This window comes from Salimicrobium jeotgali (assembly GCF_001685435.2).
Classification (GTDB): Bacteria; Bacillota; Bacilli; order Bacillales; family Halobacillaceae; genus Salimicrobium; species Salimicrobium album.
The window spans coordinates 1196109-1219474 of the sequence record NZ_CP011361.2 but is presented as its reverse complement, the minus strand read 5'-3'; the positions used below and the strand labels follow the sequence as shown (position 1 = coordinate 1219474).

The following is a 23366-nucleotide window of genomic DNA, read 5'->3' as shown; positions in this document are numbered from 1 at the left end:
CTCTTCTCATCTTGAATACTAGTTCATCATATCAGAAAACAGAAAAAAGAAAAATTGAATCCACTTGCCGCTTTTTTGCCGGAGTACATGTATGTAGCAGATAACCGACGAACGGACCCGGTACAGGAGAAACTGAATCATTAGCCGCTTTTACTCTTCAATAGGAGTACCAGAGTAAAATCCACGATAAAGTGAGCTGAAACGACATACGTCAACGTTTGAGTCTGTTCATAAATAAAACCGAACAGGAAACTGATTGTTAGCACACCCGTAAAAAGCAGCGGCTTGCTCAAATAACGGAAATGGACAAACGCAAAAAGGAGACTCGCCGGTACGAAACCGGTCAGCGGCTGGAGTACTCCCCGAAACAGCATTTCTTCACTGAACGCAATAACTGCAGTCAGGAGGAGTATCGCCGGTACCGGAAGTCCTTCGAATAATTTCCTGTTGATCCCGCCGTCATCATAGTGTTGCTCCGGTACGGTCTTCATCGTTATCCCATCGAACCCTACTATCAAAATCGCAGGTACAATCGCATATACTACCCAGTCCTTAATGTTGAATCCCCACTGAGCAGTCCAGTGTTCCCGGAAATCCAGAAAAACAGAACTGACCGCTAAAGCGATGACCATCAGCAATCCTTGAGTGATGAGCACATGTCTCATCAATTCTTTTGAAGACATCTGTCTGATTATCTTATTATTGTCCATATGAACTCCTGGCATGGAATATGTTGTAGAGGCGTTCTTCCCAGAGAGGAAGACCCTGCCGTTCTTTTACGCTTTCGTAGGTCACCTGAAAGATTTCCGGGTGACAGTGGTCGCAGCATTTTTGGTGCGGAGTCTGGAAGCCTTCCTGAAAATGCCTGTACAGGTCTTTTCTTCGGCAGCCGGGCGTGTTTATTACCTCCATCATATGAATGAGGTGATTCTGTTTCTGTTCGGTCCTGAGAAGCTGCCGTTCTTTCAGCTTATCAGCAGTTTCTCTTACAGTCGCCTGCAGAGAAAAGTCTTTGTCGCCGGCATTTGCAATGAGGAAATTGTACTGGGACTCGGATAATTCAAGATGTATGCAATCCTCATAGGCAGGCGTCTTTTTATTCGTGTAGCAGAACCGGAGAAAAGCGTCTATCTGTTCATGGGAAGGAAGCTCGGACTGTATAAACATTTGCGGCAGTCTCTCATCCCCCGGTGCATACAGCAGCAAACTTGTACATTCTTCCCCGTCTCTCCCTGCCCTTCCGATTTCCTGTATAAACGATTCTATTCTTGGGGGTAAATGGTAATGGATGACGATACGGATGTCAGGTTTGTCGATCCCCATTCCGAAAGCGCTCGTGCAACAGACGATGTCCAGTTCATTATTCATGAACTGCTGCTGGACGAGCTGCCTGTCCACAGGATCCATCCCACCATGATAAAAGGCGATGCGTCCGAGACTGTTAGCTTTCAATTCCAGCGAAACTTTTTCGGCCATCTGCCTGCTTGAAAAATAAATCATCGATGGCGCTTTTTGACGACTCAAAAAATCGATGAGAAAACTTCTTTTTTCCTGATCATTTTCAATTCTGGCCACGCTCAGCTGGATATTCGGCTTATCCATCGGATAAATGAGTTTACAGGCTTCCGTCCGGCCAAGTTGAAACAGAATGTCCTCCTGCACTTCAGGTGTCGCCGTTGCGCTCAAAGCCAGCACGGGAGGTTCCCCCAGATCACTGATCACCTGATGAAGTTTCAAGTAATCCGTCCGGAATTCATGTCCCCATTGAGAGATGCAGTGAGCTTCATCCACCACGAACAGGGAAATGGTCTCACGCTTCAGAAGTGATTTCATTTTCGGCATCTGCAGCATCTCCGGAGAAATGTAAAGAAGATCCAGTTTCCGTAAATTACCGCTTATCTTTCTCTTCTGTTGGGGGGAAAGGAAACTGTGCAGGGCAGCCACCCGCTTCATCCCTTTCGCCTTCACCTGTTTAACCTGATCGATCATGAGCGATATCAGCGGGGAAACGACGATCGTCAGTCCCGGAAGGATAAGGGATGGTAGCTGATAGCACAAAGATTTTCCACTGCCGGTTGGTAAAATGGCCAGGGTGTCCATACCGTGCAGTGCATTCTCTATAACATTTTCCTGGCCCGGTCGAAACTCACTGAATTTAAATTGGTCTTCCAGCACTTTTTTAACGTTGATCGGTTCCATTATCCCTGTCCTTTCTGGAGCTTAGCAAGTACTATTCTTATCTGGAAATATGAATAGTCCCCGTTCAGTTGCTCCCGGATTACCTTCAGACGTTTTGTATTCGTCTTTCGGACTGCGGCCGCAATATCCCGGGCTCCTTCCCGGCTTATAAAAGCGTCGGTGTTACGGGCCGGATCAACAAGCACGGCTTCAACGAGGTGGTCCTCGATTGTACTCGGTTGCAATTGCCTTATTTTCGCGACTTTTTCGATCGATCCGAATTTGTTGTACAACTCAATGGATTTTCCCGAGGAGGAAGTGAACGCCTCTTTTTTCATGAGATCTTCTGTCAATTTATACAGGTAGCAGGAAGAATCCGAAGAAACTTCAGAAAACATGTAATAATACATATTCGTTAAGTAGAGAGGGATGTCCCATACAGGTTCGCCATTTTCCTCCGCTAGCTGGCTATATGTCCAGCCGGTTCTGTCCCCGCCTGTAAGTCGTCTTACGAACATCTCTTTCTCCATATCGGAAAATGGGGTGAGCAGCGTACGCAATTCCTTGTATAGAATAGGCGCATCCTCGTCCAGCACCGCTTTTCGTTCACTGTAAAATTTTCTTGCCCAGTTCTGTACCGGGCCTTTATCTACAATGGGCAAGTACCCGGTGTGTCTGTACACAGCATTACTGATAATCTGAATCCATAGCAGCAGCCTGTTCCTGAACTCTTCGACCGCTTCGGAATACTCCAGCCCCGAAAAGTAAAGAGGTATACGTGTTTCTTCGATAGATCCTTCACCGTAAGCAGTGACGCTCATCCTCCCATGGTCATGCCAGACTGTTTTGCCTTCTTTGTACAACTCGTGGAGTGCATAATCCAGCGTCTCTCTTTGCAGACCGGGATAGACTCCGTAATATCCTTCTATACCATATACTTTTGCGTCCTGAAATGTCTGGGAAGACTTCTTCCCCCGCAACAGATGGTAGACGCCCGAGACGGTGCGTTCAGCATTCATCTTACTAAGACAATCTAACAGTATATATGTAAACATAAGGAATTCCTTTCGAATGATATAGTTGAATTCGATACAGATAGAACGTAGACTTGAAGGAGAGATACTATAGAAAGAAGGTATTACTTATGAAGCTTTATTCGATCGTGGATAAAGATACATGTATCGCCTGCGGTGCGTGCGGAATGGCTGCCCCGGAACTATACAACTATGACGATGAAGGGCTTGCCTATTTCCTGCCGGACGATAATCAGGGAAACACACCTATCGCGGAGGAATTGGAACTTGACGCCGAAGATGCTTACGAGGGGTGCCCGACCGGGTCCATCAAACTTGCAAACTCCAATTTTAATGGAAGTATACCAGAGGAAGACTGATAAACAAAAGAAGGTGCTCCCGGCACCTTCTTTTATTATACCATTTATTATTTTCAGCTGGCGAGCTGTGCACGCCGCTCATATTTGATGAATAACTTTTCGAATACAGAATAGAAAACCAGAATAAACACGAAATTCGACGCAGCATGCATCAGGTCAAAAGGAATTCCGGCAAGGTAGTATCCCCAGAATGTCTGGGAGATCGCCCGCATTGTAAATGCCATCACCACTCCAAAAAACAGCCCTGACAATAAGCCGTAAACGCTTAATCCTAATACAGGTAGTCTCGGTAAGAATTTACCGAGCAGCCCGGCTCCTATACCTATAAGTCCCCAGGCTGTCACCTGCCACACTGTCCATATCCCCATACCAAGCACCATATTCGTCAAAAAAGTGGTCAGAAAAGCAGTGATCACTGCCGCCAGCGGTCCGAGCCAAAAGCCGGTCAGAATAATTATAGCTGTTACCGGCTGGGCATTCGGAATAGCGGCAAAAGCTATCCTTCCCACCACGGCCACTGCTGCAAGCATGGTTATCAAAGTTAATTTATACGTATTCCACTGCATTTATGATCATTCCCAGGACTGGAAATCAAAATGTATTTCGTCCCCGTCCTCGATTTCATACTCAGCAGCGCCTACTTTTGCTTCTTCGCCGTTCACGTCATAGACCCAGGCCTTTTTCTCTCCTTCTTCAGCGGATATGCCTTCAATGCCATTAATTAATCCGTCTTTTTCTTCCACCTCAAAATTTTCTTCCATAGCATCCATCAGTACCGTACCTTCTTCAACTGTTATATCTTTTTCTTTCACCTGTTCTTCACCCTGGTTTTTCGTCAGCTCCACGGTAGCTTCAATTTCCTGGGAAGACTGGCTTCCCCCCTCTTGACTTTCCGATGTTTCACTTTCCGCCTGACATCCTGTAAGCAATACGAGTGTCAAAGCTACTACTCCTGCATAATTCCTCAATTTTTCCATGCGACTTCACCCTTTCTTCAAGTTTTAGAAGAAAAAGCATCGGAACAACCTGCCATAAAAAAGCCCCGTCCATAAAGGACGGGCTTGAGATATCGACATACATTGATAGTCCAGGTCATCTCAAACGCTCAATCCTCGAAGCAATGAATCCTTCACAGACAGGTTTACTGGCTTATGTCATCCTACTCAGATACCTTCCCGTGGCGAACTTTCACCACAGTGGATTTTATCGTTTCGTTACATTTACAGTTGCGAGGACAGCTCCGGATTCGCACCGGATTCCCTAAAACCTGTGAAAATTATTCAATTAATTATAACATTACATGAATCGTTCTATTTTGGCAAGTTCTCTACGGGCAGATATATATAGAACGTAGTTCCTTCCCCTTCTTTACTCTGGACGGAGATTTTCCCTTTATGGGCCTCTACGATATTCTTCGCAATAGCAAGACCCAGTCCCGTTCCCTGCTTCTCTTCGGAAGGAGACCGTTTCCTGGACTTATCTCCTTTATAGAAGCGTTCAAAGATGAACGGAAGATCCTCCTCCGGAATACCTGCGCCTGTATCTTCCACTTTTATTTCAAAGTGGTCCTCCCCTCCGTGAAGGTGAACATGTACAGAACCGTTTTCCGCTGTATGACGGATAGCGTTATCCAGAAGGTTCGTTACCACCTGCTCTATACGGTCAGAATCTATGGACACTGTACCTGCCGGAAGGCCGGATCTTTCATGAAGGAGTTTTACACCGGTTTCCTCTGCCACTCCCTGGAATTTATTCACTATACGATCAAGAAAAAGATTCACGTCCACTGGCTCTTTATGCAACTGAATGTTCCCGGATTCCATTCTGGCAAGGTCAAGCAGTTCGTTTACAAGACGACCCATCCGCTCGGATTCTTCCAGAATAATCTGAGCCAGCTCATTTTTCTCTTCTTTCGTAGTTGCTACTTCATCGACGATCGCTTCGCTGTATCCACGCATCATGGAAATAGGAGTGCGGAGTTCATGAGAAACGTTTGCAAGGAAATCCTTGCGCAGTTTATCGAGCCTTCGTTCTTCCGTCATATCCCTGAGTACAGCCACTACTCCTCTAATGGTAGTGTTGCTATAAAGAGGGGTCATGATAATCACCCAGTTCCTCCCCTGGACAGTGACTTCCGTCATGGCTTCCCTCTCTTCGGTGATGACAGATTCGAACAGTTCATGCAGGGGCGAAGGCAGTTCTTCCTCTTCCAGCCCCTCCTCATATCTCCACGACTGTAACAGCTGTTTCGCAGGAGGGTTAGTTACCAGTATTTTCCTTTTGTGGTTTAAGGTGATCACTCCGTCGGCCATGGATTTCAAAACGCCCGATAGCTGTTCTTTCTCCTGATTCAGCGCATCGATATTCTGCTTAAGCTGACGGCCCATCCGGTTGAATGCAATGGCCAGTTCTCCTATTTCGTCGTGAGTAATAATGGGTATCTTGGTATGGAACTCGCCTTCCGACAGCTCAAACGCCCCTTTACGCATTTTCATAAGAGGTGCTGTAATACGCGTCGATAAGAAAAAAGCGAAAATCGTAGTCAATACTATAGCTATACCGGCACCGAGAAAGACAGTTTTAGTCGTCTGCTGGGTCGTTTCTTCCACAGAATCCAGGGGTTTGTAGACGAATACAGCTCCGCTGTCTCCCGAGAGGGGGGAACCGACGGCCAAAAACTTCCTTCCGTCAGCCGAAGCCACTTTTTTCACTTCCGTTCCCCCGGATATTACCCGTGCCAGCTCTTCATCCTGTTCAAACCACTGTTTCTGAAGTTCTTTGAAGTCACCGCTATCACTTTCCGCTTTCCAGGACTGCCCGTTTCCACGAACGACAAGAACGTGGCTCGAAGCTGATTTCACGGTGTCTGTAGTACTTAGGATAATATCCTGCCGTTGTTCACTGTCTATAAGCGTCGACACTACCGTAGCGGTACGGAGCATTTCTTCTTCAGCTTTATTCACATGAAAGTTCTCGAAAAATTGAAGCAGCAGTACCGTCAGAATGATAAGAACGAAACAGACAAGGAGCAAAATGGTAAACCACAGTTTTACTACTACACTGCGCCAGAACATCAATCGTTATTTACCACGAACTTGTATCCTACACCCCACACGGTAGCAATCATACCGGCCGATTCTGCCGATACTTTACTCAGTTTTTCCCTGAGTCTTTTGACGTGGGTGTCCACAGTTCTCAGATCCCCGAAAAATTCGTACTTCCACACTTCCTTCAACAACTGTTCCCGGTCGAAAACTTTATTAGGACGTTCAGCCATATACAGCAGCAGCTCATATTCTTTAGGCGTAAGCGGAACTTCTTTTCCTTGAGCCGTCACTTTATGAGCATCATTGTCAATGGTGAGATGAGGGAAAACGATAATATTTCTCGCCTCGGTATCCGTGTTCAGAAACTTCGTACTTGATGCTCTGCGCAGCAGAGCTTTAACTCTCAACACGACTTCACGCGGGCTGAAGGGTTTTACTATGTAGTCATCCGCTCCCGTTTCAAATCCTTCCACGCGATTCGCTTCCTCTCCTTTGGCCGTAAGCATGATAACCGGTGTCGCTTTTTTCTCACGCAGGGCTTTACAGACCTCGATACCGTCCATACCCGGAAGCATCAGATCCAGTAAAATCACGTCGTAATTATTCTGCAGAGCCTTTTGAAGAGCGCGCTCTCCGTCCTCGGCTTCTTCAATGGTATAATCTTCCCTTTCAAGGTACATTTTCACAAGTCTTCTGATACGTTCTTCATCATCCACCACTAAAATTCTGGCTCCCTGATCCATCGGAATCCCTCCTCAAATTGAATTAGAATCGCTGCAGGGCACCCGGGCTTCCGCCGGATGAATGCAGTATTTCTTTGAAAATCCGCATACTCGCTCCCATGTCCAATCATAATAAAAAGAATGTTAAAAGAAAAGACAGGAGTTTGTCCCCTGTCTAAACGTTATGCGTAAGAATGTAGGCCGGAAATGATCAGGTTGACCGCCAGCAGGTTGAACATAATGATGGCGAAACCTATAACGGCAAGCCAGGCAGAACGTTCTCCTTCCCAGCCCCGCGTAAGCCTCAAATGCAGAAATGCTGCATAGAAAAGCCAGGTTATCAGGGCCCACACTTCTTTCGGGTCCCATCCCCAGAATCTGTCCCAGGCTTCCTGAGCCCAAATAGAAGCGAATATGATTGCTCCCAGGGTAAATACAGGAAAGCCTATAGCAACGGAACGGTAAGAAACTTCATCCACCAGTCTTGGACTCGCACTTTTCAGTAAAGGCTGAATGGATTTAGCGATCCTTTTTCTCAGTATTAACCTTAAGAGACCGTAAATCACAAGTCCTGCCAAAAACGACCATATAATCGTGTTGAATTTAACCGGAGCATTCACTCCCTGCATCCAGCCCGGAGTCTCGAACAACGGTCCGAAAGCACCTTCTGTAACCAGCTCTCCACCGTTCGGCCCGGCTATCGCAGGCATTTCGTAAGTAATTTCCGTCATCTGTTCATTGACAGGTGCTTCGAATACCGTTTTATAGTCTGCAGCACCAAAACCGGAGGCCACCACTATGTACCCGAGTACACTCATAAGTGCGAACAGGACGAACTCCAGCCACCTTGTCCGTTTCGTAGCTTTTTCCTGATTTACCTGGCGAATGAGATAAATCAGGCCGGCAGCAAAACTGATGGCAAGGATTGCCTGTCCGAGAGCTGCAGTCGTCACGTGGATATATAGCCAGTGAGACTTGAGCGAAGGCACGAGAGGACTGATTTCAGTCGGGAACATGCTGGCATATGCAATGACCAGAAGAGCCACCGGCAAAGCGAAAAGACCGAGCAGCGTAATTCTGTAAATAAGAAACAGAACTATGAAGCCGAACACAAGCATCATGCCGAAGAACGTCATGAATTCGAAAAGGTTACTGACCGGCGCATGACCGGCTGCGATCCAGCGGGTTATGAAATAACCTATCTGGGTAAGAAATCCAACGACCGTCAGTCCGATCCCCACGTTCCCGAGTTTTCTGTTCGTTTTCTCATTCGTCATTTTCACTGTAGCACCGAATATGAAAGTGGCTATCAAATAAATGAAGAATGAGGCATAAAGTAAATTACTGCTAATCGCTGATAATTCCATCATCCTTCCTCCTTTCTTCCGCATCTTTCTCTTCCTGTTGATCTACCGGGAAAGCTATCCCCGTTCCTTCAAGGGTCCTGTCGATATCTTTTTTAAGAGCGAACCAGTTTTTATTGGTGTGACCGGCCACCCAGACTCCGGTACCTTTTGGCTGAATCCAGATCCGACGATGGTTCCAGTACATCCCCTGGATGACGCCTATCATGAATATAGCCGCTCCGACGGCAATGATCGGCAGCGTATAGTCTTTTTTGACCGTAAGTCCCGTCACGTCCCTCGTTTCGAAGTTTGTGAGTCCGAGTTTGTAATCATTGTTTCCGGAAGCATCTATGTTCACACCGATACCGGCAAAGCTTACTTCCGTTTCCTCTCCAGGAGCATCCACTTCAAAGATGAACGCCGGATTTCTCGGGAATTTCGAAACCTGCTTCGGTTCCCCGTCGTCGAGTTCAAATTCCGGGAAGTATCTTTCAAGTCTGACGACAGTACCGTTATCAAGCTTGTACTCATCTTTAGGTTCGATCAAGTCTACCGTAAACTCTCCGTAGTTTGACTCCTCATCACCTTTATCATGAAGTTTGAAGGTCATGGAAGAGAATTCGTTCAGTTGATAACTGGCCTGATAAAGAGAAATACCGTTTTCGAGCGGAATCGGATGATTCACTCTCGCCTCTGCTTCTTTCACTTTTTTAAGTTCGGGTTCTTTACCCGGAACGACAGGCAAATCCGTCCGTTTATATATTACAGCGTTCGTCTGATAGTTTTCAGGAACCGGAGCGCTCTGCTTCTGCAGCGATTCACGGAACTGGGAATTTCCTTCATCTTCCATATCGTAATTTTCCAAAATGAAATCTTTGTTTTTCATATAGTAGATTCCATCGGTACCTACAATCTGTTTTGTCTCTCCTTCTCGCACCCAGAGAAACTCGTCCATATACATAGCAGGAACGAATCTCAGCATAGCACCCAGAAGAACGATAATCAGACCTATATGGTTAACATACGGGCCCCATCTGGAAAAACGATTTTTTTCAGCCAGTATGTTTCCGTCTTCTTCGTACAAATTATATCTTTTGGATTTCAGATTGGCTTTCAGTTTTTTGTAATCGATGTTGCCCGAATCGGTCTCACCGAAGATACGCTGCTTTTTCATGAAGTTGGGATGACGTTTCGGTTTCTGTTTCTTCAGTGTTTTATACAGGGGTACGAAACGGTCGATACTTGCAATTACGATGGAAATCCCGAGCATAGCAAGGAGAAGCAGGTACCACCATGAGCTGTATAGATTATGAAACCCGAGCTGATAATATATCTGTCCGAGTATACCGTACTGATCTTTATAGTGGGTAGAGGGGTCCGACCCCGGAGGCAGGTACATCTCCTGCGGGAAGATTGTTCCCAACGCGGAAGCTACCACGATTACTATAATAATGGATACTCCTATTTTTACAGAAGAAAAGAAGTTCCACGTTTTATCTATAAATGTCCTCTGATACGTTTGTGACCTTCTCGCACTGCCATCGTATCTCATGTTCAGCAACTGCTCAGGTTTATTGTTATTCAGGTGCTGGTTTGCTTCGAACGGTTTCCCGCAGGCTTCACAAAGCACCGTTCCTTCCGGGTTCACATGCCCGCATTCGCATGTAATTTTACTCATATAAATACCCCACATTTTTATCCATATTTAAGAAGAAGGAGTTATATCCTGAAGGTGACCTTCCAGTTTACTCAAGGTCAGCGGCCCGATGACCGTTTCCTCGATCTTTCCATCAGGACCGATGAATAGTGTCGAGGGGATTGGACCGATGTTATACAGATTCATCACCTGTCCATCCTTATCCTGTAGTATAGGAAACGTTAACTGGTACTCTCTCATAAACTGCTCGACTACTATATCGGTAGTATCCAAATTGATTGCGAGAATCTCCACGCCTTTTTTCTTGTATTTCGGATACAGTTCCTCCATGTATGGCATTTCGTCTTTACACGGTTCGCAATATGTAGCCCAGAAGTTAATCATAACGCCTTTCCCGCGGTAATCTTCGAGTTCTACCGTCTCGTCGGTCCCGAATTTCTTAAGGGCGAAATTCGGAGCTTTTTCGCCTTCCTCTACAGAGACGCCGTCTTCCTGAAATGCAGACGCTACGGCGAAGACCACGAGACTCAGCATAATTACAAGCAGAGTTGAACGGAAAATAAGTCGCTTTTTCTTTTTCTTTACTGTTTTTTCACTCATACCACTCACCCCCCGACATTATAACATGAGTGTTTTTTAAATTTATTGAACATTATTTAACATTTTCCTCGGCAAGCTGACGTAGCTGCTTGACTTCGTGAGGTTTGAGTGGGCGAAAGTCTCCGGCATTCAGTCCGTGAAGATTCAGGAATCCGTATTGTTCTCTTTTTAGTTTATCCACAGGTACTCCGAGTGCGTCGAACATTTTTCTTACCTGTCTGTTTTTTCCCTGATGAAGAGTCATTTGAATGATGGCAGTGTTCTTTTTCCCATCGGTCGAAGTAATTCTCACATCTTCCGCTTTAAAAAATTCGCCTTCGATTTCCATTCCCTGCTTCAGCTGTTTCATCTGTTCGCGGGTCGGTATGCCACGGGTCTTGATGATATATACTTTGTCTATTTTATGTTTCGGGTGCATCAGTTTATTGGCGAATTCCCCGTCATTTGTAAGAAGGATAAGCCCTGACGTATCGTAATCCAGCCGTCCCACCGGAAATAGACGTTGGTCGATATCCGGAATGTAGTCGGTCACGACTTTCCGGCCACGGTCGTCTTTGGCACTCGAGATGACTCCTCTCGGTTTGTATAATAAAAAATAAACGGGGGCTTCCCTTTGAAGGGGTACTCCGTCAACTTCCACTTCATCCTGAGAGGACACTTTGGTTCCCAGTTCCTTAATTGTTTCATTATTGACCTTCACTCGCCCTGCTTTGATAAGTTCTTCAGATTTTCTTCTCGATGCGACGCCGGCCTGGGCCATTACTTTCTGCAATCTTTCCATTTTACCTACTCCCTCTTTTCTCCACTTAAGAGACCACGCTGCGAAGACAACGCGGTCATTTATCGAAAACGTTCAATTTATATTCCTGATGTTACTTCCGTAGCCATTATACCAACAATCTTTAAGTGCAGTCCAACATTGAGAATTTTTCTTTATCTATTGTGACCAAACAGTGAAAACCTTTATGTGGTAAGTTATGTATTTGTCGAATCTGTAGTTGTTTCTGTACATGATAATCTCTATGAACCGGGATACACCGGCTATTCACCCTTCTTCCAGGGAATCGAAGAAATTCTCAGCCGCTGAATAATCCTCCTGGAATGCTTCCCTCAATTCAGGAAGGTCTTCCAGTGATTGTAAACCGAAGTAAGTGAGAAAATGTTCGGTCGTTCTGTAAAGAATAGGTCTGCCTACCGTTTCCTTTCTACCTGCTTCTTCCACCAGCTGCCTTTCAGCAAGGGTCTGCAGTGCCTGATCACTCTTCACTCCGCGGATATAATCCACTTCGACTCGGGTAATCGGCTGCCTGTAAGCTATAATAGCCAGCGCTTCCAGCGAAGCCTGGGATAGACGTGTATGATTTTTTTTGTATCCCCATCTCTTATAGACTGCCGCGTACTCCGGTTTCGTCGTCAGGCTGTACGTTCCTCTCGATTCCATCAGACGGATACCTCTCCCGGGGTTCTGCAGCTCTTTCTTCCAGTCTTTAAGTAATTCTTCCACGTCAATTTCCCTGATCTCGAGTATTTCTGAAAGCTGTTTCTTATGCATCCCTTCTTCTCCGGCAGCAAACAGCAGCCCCTCGAGAATTGCAAGCTTACTCTCTCCCATGATTATCCCCCTGTTTAAAAATATATAAATCTTCAAAATGTTCATCTTGCCTGCATGAAACCTGTTTATCTTTCACCAGTTCCAACAGGGCGAGAAATGTAGTCACCATTTCCGTTCTGGTACGGGCGGAGAAAAGTTTTTCAAATGTTATACCGGAAGGGAATTTCTGTATTTTTTGCAGTATATGATCCATCGTTAGTTGAATGGGCATCTCATCTCTTTTTACCCCTGTCTCCATTTTTGGAGACAGAGATGCAGTTTTATTAAACATGCGCTGCAAAGCTCCAATCATATCAAAGACGGTAGCCTGCTGGTCATCGCCGGCCCCCTCCTCTATACTCACCGGAGGTCTGGAATAGACTTCATTATCCTCTGCTTCCCTGTCTTTCAGCTGACCCGCCGCATACTTAAACTTCCTGTATTCTTTAAGTCTTTCCATAAGCTCTTCTCTCGGATCCTCTTCGCTTTCAAACTCTTCCGGATCGACCGGTTCTTCCGGCAGCAGTGTGCTGCTTTTCATTGCAAGAAGCGTAGCAGCCATCACGAGATACTCGCTTGCTATATCAAGCTCCAGCTCATTCATAGTGTGAATGTATTCCATATACTGATCAGTAATTTCAGCTACTGGAATATCGTGGATGTCTATTTCAAGTCTCTGGATGAGATGAAGGAGCAGATCCATCGGTCCTTCAAAACCTTCTACTTTTATATGATACTCGCTTTTCACGGACATCAGCCTTTTCTCTGTAAAGTTCTAGTTTATTATAACATGAGGCTGCAAATATTTTCGTAAGGACCACAACTCATTTTCCACGCCACAAAAAAAGAGCGCGGAGTTCGCGCTCTCAGCTTGTAGAGAAACCCCGTGTTTTTCTGCAAGCTTTTTTTGTGCAGTTCGTGCGGGCGAATACCACTCGCTTTCCGCGGACGAACGCCCGAGCCTCCCTCGTGAAAACCCACACTCCGGGGTCTCGAATCGCCCGTTTTTCCGCAGGAGTCTCCTGGTATTCGCCTTCCCCTCACCGAAAAAGACTCTCCTTCACCTATCTCACCCTGGATAGGTGGAGGGCAATCTTTTTCATGTTTTGGCAGGCCGCCGTCAGTAACGCTTGTTCGCGTACATTCTCTTTTCCGCGCAAGCGACAATAACGCAGCCCGTGCAGTTCTTTTGAATCTGCGAAGCTACGTTCAACTTTCTCTTTTCTCATGCGATAGATCCACTTGCCTTCATTAGAAAGCCGGTTCAACCGAACCTTCTCCTTCGAGCTTTCCCATACATGGCGAGTGATCGTTTTTTGATACTTCTTATTTTGGGTACACTTCGCTAGAAGAGGGCAATCTGCACAATTTTCAGGGTTTGATTTGTAATGCCGATACCCCTCACGATCGGTGGTCGAATAGCTTAAAACTTCACCCTGGGGGCACACATATTCATCCCGCTCTTCATCATATGCATAGTTCCATTTCGGAAGAAGCCCTTTCTTTGACTGGTACCTTCGATGAGCAATAACTCCAAATATTCCTCTTTCCATTATAAGCCCATGACATATAGGGTTCGTCAGATAGCCGGCATCTAGACCTACAGCTTCCACCTCAAAGCCGAATCGTTCGATTTGGCGATCCAAACGTTGTAAGTAAGGTCTGGAATCATGAATATTTCCTGGCGTTACATGAACATCAGTAATGATGTTATGTTTTAAATCTGTGGTACGGTGATCAAGATAAAAGAAGCCTTCCGGCTTATTCTCCCGGTAAAGATAACCACTCTCGCTATCCGTGTCGCTAACCTTAATTTCCTTTGTCTTTTTTACCCCCTCCTTTTCCTTCAGAGGCTTTTTTTCATGATCTTCACGATCTTTTCTTACGGCTTCTTCCAAATCTTCGAGGTAGTCTACCGTTTCTACTTCAACTTCTTGTTTTGAGAATTTCTTCTTATTAGCGTTGGCTTTCAAGTGCGTGGAATCTGTGAATAATACACGGCCGGAGACCATACGGTGGTTCATCGCTTGGAGCACGATTTCATCAAAAACTTCTTGAAAGATATCCGTGTCTTTGAAACGAGTGCGGCGGTTCCAACTAATAGTGGAATGATGGGGGACTTTGTCTGTAAGATTCAACCCTAAGAACCAACGATAAGCAACATTCGTTTGAATTTGTCGCTCCAATTCGCGTTCGGAACGAACGCCATAAATATAACCAATGAACATCATTTTGAATAAAACAAGAGGATCCAAAGAGGGACGACCATTATCTTCTGAATAGTAAGGACGGACTTTTTCAGGAATGAAAGAAAAATCTATGTATTGGTCAATTTTGCGTAGGAGATGATCTTCAGGGACAAGCTCTTCAATGGTAACCATTTCGATTTCATTTTGTCGTTCAGTTTTAGATTGAAACATCCAATCACCTTTCGTTGATAAGTTACAGCTATTATAACAAATTAACGAAGTGATCTATTAAAAAACAGAAAACAAATAAAAGCTGCCGAGACTTTCTCGACAGCCTGAGAGCGCGGAGTTCGCGCTCTTTTACTTTGCTTTATTACATTTTTCTATAAACGCTTCTGTCTCTTCAGTGGCACAGACAGAGTAGGAACCCTGATATTTATCTCTTACTTTTCCAACCATTTTTCGCCCGATGCCACTATTGCGATGTGACGGGTTAACGGAGACATGCTGAATAATCGCTTCGCGCTCGTTCACACGAACACCTGCGGCACCTATAATGTCTTCGCCCTCTTTCCACAAATATAAATGCCAGTCCTGATTATTCTCATATTCCTTAATAATGTCCTGCAGTTTCTTAACATCTTTTGCTTCCGGCATAAAGGACAGCAGTCCCATAGCAATTTTCTCAAAAGATTTTTTAAACCTGATTAACATAGTGACCCCTCAATCATCTTAGAAATTGATGTAAAGCCAGTCTACTGAACGACTACCCCAAACCAGTAGTACAGTCCGAAAACCAGACAAAATATCAATAATATTATTAGTAACCTTATATTGCGTTTACGCATTGAATTCCTCCCGGAATGACCCAGATAATAGCATACTCCATTCTCAAAAATTATTCAAGCGGTTATAGCTTTACCGGCAGTCATTCGGAAACTCTGACCTCTTTCATTACGTCACCCTTATTAATGCGATCGACGAGCTCCACTCCTTCAACTACCTGACCGAAAACCGTGTGTTTTCCGTCGAGATGAGGCTGAGGACTATGACAGACGAAAAACTGACTGCCTCCTGTATCCTTTCCTGCGTGAGCCATGGACAGCGTGCCTCTCTGGTGCCGGTGAGGGTTGTCGTCTGTTTCACATTTGATAGTGTAACCAGGTCCGCCAGTTCCGTCTCCTCTCGGGCACCCTCCCTGGACTACGAAGTCAGGAATGACCCTGTGGAAAGTCAGACCGTCGTAGAACTTACTGTTTGCAAGGCTTTTGAAATTCTCCACTGTACCGGGAGCATCTTCTTCATAAAGTTCCAGAACCATGCGTTCGCCATTTTCAAATTCAATATAACCGTTTTTCATCAGTATCTCCTCCTGTTTTAAAATTCAGATCAAATCTCGTAACCTCATCGAAGGACTCCCGTCTGATCACCAGCTGATGAGAGCCGTTCTCTACGAATACGACAGCCGCTTTCGGAAATCGATTGTAGTTATTCGACATAGAATAGCCGTAAGCCCCGGTACTGAATACTGCCAACGTGTCACCGGGCGTAATATCAGGAAGTGTCGCATCCCATATCAGCATGTCCCCGGACTCACAGCACTTACCCGCTATGGCATACGTACGCCTCTCTTCCTCATTCATCCGTTCTGCTGCTTTAATGTCGTACCTGGCATCATAAAGAGCGGGGCGTATATTATCGGTCATACCTCCATCCACCGACAGATAGGTACGCACACCTTCGATTTCTTTTACTGAACCTGCTTCGTAAAGTGTTATTCCGGCATCTCCCACTATCGCTCTTCCAGGTTCTATCCAAATCTCAGGCATAGGATAATTCTGTTTCTCCGATTGAAACTTCACTTCGCTCATAAGAGCCCGGGCATACTCATTGAGGCTAAGCGGATCATCCTCCTCCGTATAGCGGATTCCGAATCCTCCCCCCAGATTAAGCACTTTCGCTTCGAAGCTATATTCTTCTTTCCACTTCTTCATTATATCAAACAGTTTCCTTGTGGCCATCAAAAAACCGCTCGTTTCAAAAATTTGGGAACCGATGTGGCAATGCAGGCCGATGACATTCATTCCGGTTGATTCCAGGAGAGAGGTGAAGGCCCGGTCCGCCTGCCCACTCGTTAAATCAAAACCGAATTTAGAATCTTCCTGTCCTGTTAAAATGTAATCGTGCGTGTGCGCTTCTATACCTGGTGTCACTCTGAGGAGTACGTCCATCGTTGTATTTTCTTCCTCAAGAATTTCTTCAAGCAAAGCTATCTCATAGAAGTTATCTACTACAATACACCCAATTTTAGCGTCCACGGCCATTTTTAATTCTGCTCTGCTTTTATTATTCCCGTGCATGTGTATTTTTTTCACCGGAAAACCTGCTTCGAGAGCAGTATAAAGCTCCCCCTCGGAAACTACATCCAGACTCAGCTTTTCTTCATCCGCCACCTGGATCATGGCGACGGATGAGAATGCTTTGCTGGCATAAGCTACCTGGGCCGGGATACCTTCCTGTTCAAACGTTTCTACAAAAGCTCTTGCATTCTGTCTTATCCTTCCTACGTCATAAACATAAAGAGGGGTTCCGTATTCCTTTTTCAACGTGGAAACATCCACCCCTCCTATTTCAAGTATTCCTGCCGTATTTGTGGAATGTTCCAATTACACCCGTCCTTCCGTTAAGTACACCTGCAATTTCTCAGACAGAGCTGCACCTTCAAAAAATATAAGGAATGCTGCAACCAAGTTATTTCAATACAAATAATATTGTAAATTTATCATAATCTTTTTACACCTACAACATATTAAGTCCGGTACCGGAGGCCAGGAGTTTACAAAATCTGATAAAAATCGTCGCCTTCACCGCTGATTATATTGGGTCATAAAAAGCGGATAATGATAAGGAAAGGCTGCCGAAATAGTTTTCGACAGCCTTTCCGGGCAGCATTCACCCACATAACCGTACTACTTGATGATATTATGAAGAAGGGTTGGAGCTTCTTTTTTGTCGGAAGTAATGGTGTAAGCTTTCTTCACTTTCTCCACTGAATCTTCCGGTTCTTTCATATTACTGTGGAGAACAACGAGAGGCTCTCCTTCTTCCACTTTATCGCCGATTTTCTTCTTGAGGGTGATGCCGACACTGTGATCGATCTTATCGTCTTTCGTCTGACGGCCTGCGCCGAGATACATCGCTGCTACTCCGATGGATTCCGCATCAATCTCATTTACATACCCGCCAGTTTCAGCCGGTACCTCCACATGATATTCAGCCTGTGGTAACTTACTCAAATCATCAATCATTTCCCCGGCCCCGTGCTGGGCTTCGATGAATTCTTTCAGTTTTGCGTGCGCTTTTCCGTTTGATATGTTTTCCTCAAGCGCCTCTCTTGCAGCTTCCGGTTTATCGAAAGCCCCTGCCAGGACACTCATCTGGGAAGCAATCTCAAGCGAAAGTTCACGAAGGTCCTTCACATCGCTCCCCTTAAGAATTTCAGCCGCTTCTTTTATCTCATTTGCGTTTCCGACCTCAAAACCCAGTGGCTGGTTCATGTCACTGATAACAGCTACTGTATTTTTACCGAGTTCATTACCGATGGTGACCATTTCTCTGGCAAGCGCTTCAGAGTCTTCCAGTGTTTTCATAAATGCACCGGAACCCGTTTTCACATCAAGTACAATACTGTCCGCGCCCGAAGCCAGCTTTTTACTCATGATGGAACTTGCAATCAGGGAAAGGGCGTTCACCGTACCGGTCACATCCCTCAGGGCGTACAATTTCTTGTCCGCCGGAGCCAGATTCCCCGTCTGGCCGGCCACCGCCAGCTTATGGGTGTTTACATTTCTGACAAATTCCTCTTTGGTTATTTCAGTAGTGAATCCCTCTATCGCTTCTAACTTGTCAATTGTTCCTCCGGTATGACCGAGACCACGACCGGACATTTTTGCTACAGGAATTCCGAGGGAAGCGACCAGCGGGCCTATAATAAAAGTGACTTTATCTCCCACTCCGCCTGTGGAGTGTTTATCGACAATGTGACCTTCAATGTCGCTCAGGTCTATTTTTTCGCCTGAATCTACCATTGCCTGGGTCAATGCCGCCGTTTCTTTTCCGTTCATTCCCTGAAAATAAATCGCCATAGCCAGAGCCGAAGCCTGGTAATCAGGGATTTCTCCGTTCGTGTACCCGTTTATGAAAAATCTGATTTCCTCTTCATTCAGAATATTACCTTCTCTTTTTTTCACGATAATGTCATACATTCTCATTAAGAGTCACCTTCCTGTGGGTCACTTCTCCGCACGTGTAGCCGAGAAATTATATTTTCATTTTTTGCTTCCGAAAGGGAATTATTATACAGCTTTCACGACCGCCTTAACGAAACTGAGAAAGTCTTCCCTCACTCTTGCAGTCGTCTCTATCACTTCATCGTGAGTCAGGGGCTGATCCAGAATGCCTGCAGCCATATTTGATATACACGAAATACCGAGAACTCTGAGACCTGCGTGGTTCGCTGCTATAACTTCCGGCACAGTCGACATGCCGACCGCATCCCCGCCGAGCGTTCTGAGCATACGTATTTCGGCAGCCGTTTCGTACACGGGACCGGTATTGCCGACATATACCCCCTGCTCCACTTTCAGTCCAAGGGCGTCCGCCTTATTTTGTGCCGTCTCAATAAGGGTTCTGTTATAGGCTTCCGACATGTCCGGGAATCTGACCCCCATCGAATCATCGTTCGGACCTATTAGCGGGTTGTCCCCCATCTGGTTGATGTGATCTTTTATGATCATGAGCTGCCCCGGTTCATAACTTTCGTTGATACCACCGGCGGCGTTCGTAACGAACAGATCCGAAATACCGAGTGATTTCATGACCCTTACAGGGAACGTCACTTCTTTCATCGTATAACCTTCATAATAGTGGAAACGTCCCTGCATGGCGATCACCTGTTTACCTTCAAGTTCACCGATAACCAATTGGCCTTTATGACCGGAGACGGTCGATTCCGGGAAATGTGGTACGTCTTTATAAGGAATAGTAACAGGATTCGTGATTTCATCGGCAAGCACTCCGAGTCCGGAACCGAGAATCAGACCGACCGCCGGTGTCTTATCCAACTTCCCTTCAATAAAAGCTGCCGCTTCTTTAACTGCTTCAGTATTCATTAAATTACCTCCATATTTTAAAGAATGTTTTTCAGGAAACTTTTTCCGTACTCCGGCATTTTCACAGAGAAGTTCTCAGCTACCGTTGCTCCGATATCAGCAAAAGTCTGGCGCTGATCCATCTCCTGACCGTTTTTCACATTATTGTGATAAACGATGAGAGGAACCAATTCTCTCGTATGGTCAGTGCCGTGATGGACAGGGTCATTTCCGTGATCCGCTGTAATTATAAGAAGATCGTCATCGTTCATTTTTTCAAGTACTGTCGGCAGGCGCTCATCGAACGCTTCAAGCGCTTTGCCGTAACCGACAGGATCTCTGCGGTGACCGAATTTTGCATCGAAGTCCACGAGGTTAAGGAAATTGAGACCTTCAAAATCTTCATCCATAGATTTTATGAACTTGTCCATTCCATCATCATTGTCGTCGGTCCGGATCGCTTCTGTGACACCTTCTCCATCGTAGATATCCGAAATTTTACCCAGAGCCACGACGTCATAATCTTCATCCTTCAAGTGGTTCATCACTGTGCGTCCGAAGGGTTTCAATGCGTAATCGTGACGATTTGACGTCCTTTCAAATTCCCCGGGTTTCCCTACGAACGGACGGGCAATCACTCTTCCTACCATGTACTTTTCATCACGTGTGATTTCCCTTGTGAATTCACAGATTTCATAAAGTTCTTCCGGAGGAATGACATCTTCATGGGCAGCTATCTGGATAACGGAATCCGCAGACGTGTACACAATCAAATCACCGGTTTCCATATGGTGCTCTCCCAGCTCTTTAATTATTTCCGTTCCGGAAGCAGGTTTATTCCCTACAATTCCACGACCCGTTTTCTCTTTAATCTGATCCAGAAGTTCATCCGGGAAACCCTCAGGGAAAGTACGGAAAGGTTTATCAATATAGAGCCCCATTATCTCCCAGTGGCCTGTCATCGTATCTTTTCCATTGGAAGCTTCCATCATCGTCGTATAATGAGCTTTAGGCTGATCAGCTTTATCTATACCCGGTATTTCTCTGATGTTACTTAATCCGAGCTGACCGATATTAGGCATTTTCAGCCCGTTCATTTTTTCGGCTATATGACCGAGCGTATCTGCACCTTCATCATTGAACTGAGCAGCATCCGGCGCCTCTCCAATACCTACTGAATCCATTACTATTAAAAACACTCTTTTAAATTTATTCATAATTGATACCTCCTGCTAATTTTATTTCCCGTCTTTTCCGGAGAATAAGCATAAATATGTTGTAAGATGTCAGACAACAGAACCTGTAAGTTAATTGTATCAGTTAAGCCCTGGGATGGAAAGTACGGTACACGTCCTGTAGTCTCGTTTTCGTAACGTGAGTATATATTTGCGTCGTGGAAATGTCTGCATGCCCAAGCATCTCCTGAACCGCACGAAGATCCGCACCATTCTCCAGCAGATGAGTAGCGAACGAATGCCGTAATGTGTGAGGAGTAATTTCATTATTCACCCCTACGTCCTTAGCAACCGCTTTCAATATTTTCCAGAAACCCTGCCGGGAAAGTGCATTTCCGTGGTGGTTAACAAACAATTCTTCCGTTTTCTTCTTTTTAACGAGCGCCTGACGTGGTCCCTGTAAGTATTCTTCCACAGCTTCCCGGGCCATATCCCCAAGCGGGACAATCCTCTCTTTTTCACCTTTCCCGAGACAGCGGACGAATCCCATGGTCAAATGAAGATCGGAGACCTTCAGGGAAACAAGCTCCGAGACCCGCAACCCTGTAGCATAAAGCATTTCGAGCATAGCTTTATTTCTGGCATCGAGAGAATTAGTCACCGTCAGGTTCAATAATTTTTCTACATCTTGACTGGAAAGTATTTTGGGAAGTTTTCTTTCTTTCTTCGGTGTTTCTATATGTAAACTTGGATCTTTATCCACTTTCTTTTCACGGACAAGAAACTGATGGTACAGACGTATGGAAGAGAGAAGTCTGGCAATGGTGGAGGGACTTCTCCCTTTATCATTCAGCGTATAAAGGTACTGCATGATATGATGCCTCGTAACCTGATTGAAATCAGTGACCGCCTCTCTTTCCTTCAAATAGGAGAGGTACTGTTTCAAATCTCTTTTGTAGGACTGCACTGTGTTGTCAGACAGCCCCCTTTCAACTGTTAAGTAATGGAGGAAATCGTTGAAATCGTCCCACATGGCTGAAACTCCTCTTCCGATTTATAGTGCAATGCCCTCAATTGGACACGCTGTTAGTAACAGTGATTTCCTGACAAACTTTACATATACCATGAAAAGTGAGGCGATGATCCTTCACCTGGAACTTCCAGTCACTCTCCACGACTTTCTCGACTTCTTCAAGTAAGTCCTCTTCGATTTCCTCGACAGAACCGCACTCGGTACAGACAAGGTGGTGGTGGAAATGTTCCGCTCCTTCTTTTCTTAAATCATATCTCGAAACTCCATCACCAAAGTTGATTTTATCAACCACTTTCAATTCCGAAAGTAACTCCAGAGTCCGGTATACGGTGGCCAGCCCTATTTCGGGGGCTTTCTCTTTCACGAGCAGATAAACATCCTCAGCACTCAGATGATCCGCTTCGTTCTCCAGCAGAACACGGACGGTAGCTTCACGTTGAGGCGTCAATTTATAACTTTGGGAGTGTAATTGTTTTTTGATTCTTTCTAATCGATGTTCCATACAACCGCCCCTCTTTCCTATTTCAATTTAATTATAGCAAAGTCGTTCTCAGTGTCAAATTAAAATAATTCTTATCTGTTATTGATAATCATTTTAATATAATAGATACTGATTATCACGCATTCTCACTGAGCACGTAAGGCCGGGGCAAAAGATCACAGAGGACGTGAACCGTCATACGACCCATCTTCATCTTTACTCTGAAAGATTCAGTCCCCTTCAGGAAACAGAAAGAGCTTGGCATAGAGTAAAGCATAAGAGGTTTTGGCATCGTGGATGATTTTCTCTTCTTCCTGCCGGAATGCCTCCTCAAGAGACAACTCTTCCACGGTTACGAATTCATCGTCATCTCCCTCTACATTATCGGACAATTTCCAGGGATCCTCGGCCAGATAAAGATAAACCAGTTCGTCCGCGAAACCCGGGGATGTATAGAAAGAATTGATCAATTTCAGATTCCCGCTGGAATACCCCGTTTCCTCCTCCAGTTCACGGATTGCCGTATGTTCAGGATCTTCCCCTTTTTCAAGCTTGCCCGCAGGAATCTCAAGCAGGGATTTCTCAAGCGGTTTCCTGTACTGTTTAACCATGACTATTTTACCCTCTCCGGTAACTGCCAGAACTGCCACCGCCCCCGGATGATTGACAATCTCACGTTTTGATTGGTTACCGTCGGGTAATTGTACCGTGTCCACCTTTACATCAATTATTTTTCCTTTGTATATTTCTTCTGTGGAGATCGTATTCTCTTTGAAATCTTCCTTCATCATTTATCACCTCTAA

At 45.3% G+C, this 23366-nt stretch carries 24 protein-coding genes and 1 riboswitch; of the genes, 1 reads left to right on the top strand and 23 read right to left on the bottom strand.

Annotated features, from left to right (window positions below; genetic code table 11):
- Positions 1-140: 140 nt before the first annotated feature.
- From AAV35_RS06090 to AAV35_RS06080, 3 genes are read right to left on the bottom strand one after another with little or no spacing between them, the layout of a single operon-like run.
- Positions 141-710, bottom strand: a complete 570-nt coding sequence (locus tag AAV35_RS06090) for a CPBP family intramembrane glutamic endopeptidase (protein WP_008587453.1) — start codon at positions 708-710, stop codon at positions 141-143.
- Complete coding sequence (locus AAV35_RS06085; protein ID WP_008587451.1) at positions 700-2199, bottom strand: RecQ family ATP-dependent DNA helicase; 1500 nt, start codon at positions 2197-2199, stop codon at positions 700-702. Before AAV35_RS06085 ends, AAV35_RS06090 begins: the two co-directional genes overlap by 11 nt.
- Positions 2199-3197: a YpbB family protein gene (locus tag AAV35_RS06080; RefSeq protein WP_008587449.1), complete on the bottom strand. Its 999-nt coding sequence runs from the start codon at positions 3195-3197 to the stop codon at positions 2199-2201. The genes AAV35_RS06085 and AAV35_RS06080 overlap by 1 nt, the downstream gene beginning before the upstream one ends.
- 125 nt (positions 3198-3322) lie before the next feature.
- On the opposite strand from AAV35_RS06080, the gene AAV35_RS06075 reads away from it, so the two are divergent.
- The gene (locus AAV35_RS06075) at positions 3323-3571 is read left to right on the top strand and encodes a ferredoxin (protein WP_008587447.1); all 249 of its coding nucleotides are present in this window, start codon (positions 3323-3325) and stop codon (positions 3569-3571) included.
- Between the two features lie 53 nt (positions 3572-3624).
- On the opposite strand, the gene AAV35_RS06070 is transcribed toward AAV35_RS06075, so the two are convergent.
- The 20 genes from AAV35_RS06070 to AAV35_RS05975 all read right to left on the bottom strand — a co-directional run bounded on the left by AAV35_RS06070 (position 3625) and on the right by AAV35_RS05975 (position 23350).
- The gene (locus tag AAV35_RS06070) at positions 3625-4137 is read right to left on the bottom strand and encodes an ECF transporter S component (RefSeq protein ID WP_008587446.1); all 513 of its coding nucleotides are present in this window, start codon (positions 4135-4137) and stop codon (positions 3625-3627) included.
- A 6-nt stretch (positions 4138-4143) separates the two neighbouring features.
- Positions 4144-4548: a DUF4430 domain-containing protein gene (locus AAV35_RS06065; RefSeq protein WP_008587445.1), complete on the bottom strand. Its 405-nt coding sequence runs from the start codon at positions 4546-4548 to the stop codon at positions 4144-4146.
- Between the two features lie 140 nt (positions 4549-4688).
- Positions 4689-4857: riboswitch (cobalamin riboswitch) on the bottom strand.
- A 24-nt stretch (positions 4858-4881) separates the two neighbouring features.
- On the bottom strand, positions 4882-6645 hold the full coding sequence (locus tag AAV35_RS06060; protein WP_040609053.1) for an ATP-binding protein: 1764 nt from the start codon (positions 6643-6645) through the stop codon (positions 4882-4884).
- Positions 6645-7361: a response regulator transcription factor gene (locus AAV35_RS06055; protein ID WP_008587443.1), complete on the bottom strand. Its 717-nt coding sequence runs from the start codon at positions 7359-7361 to the stop codon at positions 6645-6647. The genes AAV35_RS06060 and AAV35_RS06055 overlap by 1 nt, the downstream gene beginning before the upstream one ends.
- A 161-nt stretch (positions 7362-7522) precedes the next feature.
- A complete protein-coding gene (ccsB, locus tag AAV35_RS06050) occupies positions 7523-8707 on the bottom strand; it encodes a c-type cytochrome biogenesis protein CcsB (protein ID WP_008587438.1) in 1185 nt (394 codons plus the stop codon).
- On the bottom strand, positions 8688-10364 hold the full coding sequence (resB, locus tag AAV35_RS06045) for a cytochrome c biogenesis protein ResB (RefSeq protein ID WP_008587436.1): 1677 nt from the start codon (positions 10362-10364) through the stop codon (positions 8688-8690). Before resB ends, ccsB begins: the two co-directional genes overlap by 20 nt.
- A 27-nt stretch (positions 10365-10391) precedes the next feature.
- A complete protein-coding gene (resA, locus tag AAV35_RS06040) occupies positions 10392-10943 on the bottom strand; it encodes a thiol-disulfide oxidoreductase ResA (protein WP_008587434.1) in 552 nt (183 codons plus the stop codon).
- A gap of 52 nt (positions 10944-10995) precedes the next feature.
- Positions 10996-11724, bottom strand: coding sequence for a pseudouridine synthase (locus AAV35_RS06035; RefSeq protein ID WP_008587432.1), 729 nt, complete (start codon positions 11722-11724; stop codon positions 10996-10998).
- A 264-nt stretch (positions 11725-11988) separates the two neighbouring features.
- Positions 11989-12555, bottom strand: a complete 567-nt coding sequence (gene scpB / locus AAV35_RS06030) for an SMC-Scp complex subunit ScpB (protein ID WP_008587431.1) — start codon at positions 12553-12555, stop codon at positions 11989-11991.
- Entirely contained in the window at positions 12542-13288 is a 747-nt protein-coding gene (locus tag AAV35_RS06025; protein WP_008587429.1) for a segregation/condensation protein A, read from the bottom strand. The genes scpB and AAV35_RS06025 overlap by 14 nt, the downstream gene beginning before the upstream one ends.
- 310 nt (positions 13289-13598) lie before the next feature.
- Positions 13599-14954 (bottom strand): IS1182 family transposase, encoded by a 1356-nt coding sequence (locus tag AAV35_RS06020; protein WP_065757346.1) that lies wholly within the window; start codon positions 14952-14954, stop codon positions 13599-13601.
- A gap of 129 nt (positions 14955-15083) precedes the next feature.
- Positions 15084-15437: a GNAT family N-acetyltransferase gene (locus tag AAV35_RS06015; RefSeq protein WP_008591313.1), complete on the bottom strand. Its 354-nt coding sequence runs from the start codon at positions 15435-15437 to the stop codon at positions 15084-15086.
- Between the two features lie 214 nt (positions 15438-15651).
- Entirely contained in the window at positions 15652-16083 is a 432-nt protein-coding gene (locus AAV35_RS06010) for a peptidylprolyl isomerase (RefSeq protein WP_008591312.1), read from the bottom strand.
- Positions 16064-17389: a diaminopimelate decarboxylase gene (gene lysA, locus AAV35_RS06005; RefSeq protein WP_008591309.1), complete on the bottom strand. Its 1326-nt coding sequence runs from the start codon at positions 17387-17389 to the stop codon at positions 16064-16066. Before lysA ends, AAV35_RS06010 begins: the two co-directional genes overlap by 20 nt.
- Positions 17390-17692: 303 nt before the next feature.
- Positions 17693-18994: a pyrimidine-nucleoside phosphorylase gene (locus AAV35_RS06000; protein ID WP_008591306.1), complete on the bottom strand. Its 1302-nt coding sequence runs from the start codon at positions 18992-18994 to the stop codon at positions 17693-17695.
- 84 nt (positions 18995-19078) lie between these two features.
- Positions 19079-19894, bottom strand: a complete 816-nt coding sequence (locus AAV35_RS05995) for a purine-nucleoside phosphorylase (protein ID WP_008591303.1) — start codon at positions 19892-19894, stop codon at positions 19079-19081.
- A 17-nt stretch (positions 19895-19911) separates the two neighbouring features.
- Positions 19912-21090, bottom strand: a complete 1179-nt coding sequence (deoB, locus tag AAV35_RS05990; RefSeq protein WP_008591300.1) for a phosphopentomutase — start codon at positions 21088-21090, stop codon at positions 19912-19914.
- Between the two features lie 103 nt (positions 21091-21193).
- A complete protein-coding gene (gene xerD / locus AAV35_RS05985; protein ID WP_008591298.1) occupies positions 21194-22081 on the bottom strand; it encodes a site-specific tyrosine recombinase XerD in 888 nt (295 codons plus the stop codon).
- Positions 22082-22118: 37 nt separating this feature from the next.
- Positions 22119-22583, bottom strand: coding sequence for a ferric iron uptake transcriptional regulator (fur, locus tag AAV35_RS05980; RefSeq protein ID WP_008591296.1), 465 nt, complete (start codon positions 22581-22583; stop codon positions 22119-22121).
- 209 nt (positions 22584-22792) lie between these two features.
- A complete protein-coding gene (locus AAV35_RS05975) occupies positions 22793-23350 on the bottom strand; it encodes an NUDIX hydrolase (RefSeq protein ID WP_008591294.1) in 558 nt (185 codons plus the stop codon).
- Positions 23351-23366: the final 16 nt, after the last annotated feature.

Excerpts from the sequence above, each read along its gene's own strand:
- AAV35_RS06090 (WP_008587453.1), bottom strand. The coding sequence starts at position 710 with ATGGACAATAATAAGATAATCAGACAGATGTCTTCAAAAGAATTGATG.
- AAV35_RS06085 (WP_008587451.1), bottom strand. The coding sequence starts at position 2,199 with ATGGAACCGATCAACGTTAAAAAAGTGCTGGAAGACCAATTTAAATTC.
- AAV35_RS06080 (WP_008587449.1), bottom strand. The coding sequence starts at position 3,197 with ATGAATGCTGAACGCACCGTCTCGGGCGTCTACCATCTGTTGCGGGGG.
- AAV35_RS06075 (WP_008587447.1), top strand. The coding sequence starts at position 3,323 with ATGAAGCTTTATTCGATCGTGGATAAAGATACATGTATCGCCTGCGGT.
- AAV35_RS06070 (WP_008587446.1), bottom strand. The coding sequence starts at position 4,137 with ATGCAGTGGAATACGTATAAATTAACTTTGATAACCATGCTTGCAGCA.
- AAV35_RS06065 (WP_008587445.1), bottom strand. The coding sequence starts at position 4,548 with ATGGAAAAATTGAGGAATTATGCAGGAGTAGTAGCTTTGACACTCGTA.
- AAV35_RS06060 (WP_040609053.1), bottom strand. The coding sequence starts at position 6,645 with ATGTTCTGGCGCAGTGTAGTAGTAAAACTGTGGTTTACCATTTTGCTC.
- AAV35_RS06055 (WP_008587443.1), bottom strand. The coding sequence starts at position 7,361 with ATGGATCAGGGAGCCAGAATTTTAGTGGTGGATGATGAAGAACGTATC.
- ccsB (WP_008587438.1), bottom strand. The coding sequence starts at position 8,707 with ATGGAATTATCAGCGATTAGCAGTAATTTACTTTATGCCTCATTCTTC.
- resB (WP_008587436.1), bottom strand. The coding sequence starts at position 10,364 with ATGAGTAAAATTACATGCGAATGCGGGCATGTGAACCCGGAAGGAACG.
- resA (WP_008587434.1), bottom strand. The coding sequence starts at position 10,943 with ATGAGTGAAAAAACAGTAAAGAAAAAGAAAAAGCGACTTATTTTCCGT.
- AAV35_RS06035 (WP_008587432.1), bottom strand. The coding sequence starts at position 11,724 with ATGGAAAGATTGCAGAAAGTAATGGCCCAGGCCGGCGTCGCATCGAGA.
- scpB (WP_008587431.1), bottom strand. The coding sequence starts at position 12,555 with ATGGGAGAGAGTAAGCTTGCAATTCTCGAGGGGCTGCTGTTTGCTGCC.
- AAV35_RS06025 (WP_008587429.1), bottom strand. The coding sequence starts at position 13,288 with ATGTCCGTGAAAAGCGAGTATCATATAAAAGTAGAAGGTTTTGAAGGA.
- AAV35_RS06020 (WP_065757346.1), bottom strand. The coding sequence starts at position 14,954 with ATGTTTCAATCTAAAACTGAACGACAAAATGAAATCGAAATGGTTACC.
- AAV35_RS06015 (WP_008591313.1), bottom strand. The coding sequence starts at position 15,437 with ATGTTAATCAGGTTTAAAAAATCTTTTGAGAAAATTGCTATGGGACTG.
- AAV35_RS06010 (WP_008591312.1), bottom strand. The coding sequence starts at position 16,083 with ATGAAAAACGGTTATATTGAATTTGAAAATGGCGAACGCATGGTTCTG.
- AAV35_RS06000 (WP_008591306.1), bottom strand. The coding sequence starts at position 18,994 with ATGAGAATGTATGACATTATCGTGAAAAAAAGAGAAGGTAATATTCTG.
- AAV35_RS05995 (WP_008591303.1), bottom strand. The coding sequence starts at position 19,894 with ATGAATACTGAAGCAGTTAAAGAAGCGGCAGCTTTTATTGAAGGGAAG.
- deoB (WP_008591300.1), bottom strand. The coding sequence starts at position 21,090 with ATGAATAAATTTAAAAGAGTGTTTTTAATAGTAATGGATTCAGTAGGT.
- xerD (WP_008591298.1), bottom strand. The coding sequence starts at position 22,081 with ATGTGGGACGATTTCAACGATTTCCTCCATTACTTAACAGTTGAAAGG.
- fur (WP_008591296.1), bottom strand. The coding sequence starts at position 22,583 with ATGGAACATCGATTAGAAAGAATCAAAAAACAATTACACTCCCAAAGT.
- AAV35_RS05975 (WP_008591294.1), bottom strand. The coding sequence starts at position 23,350 with ATGAAGGAAGATTTCAAAGAGAATACGATCTCCACAGAAGAAATATAC.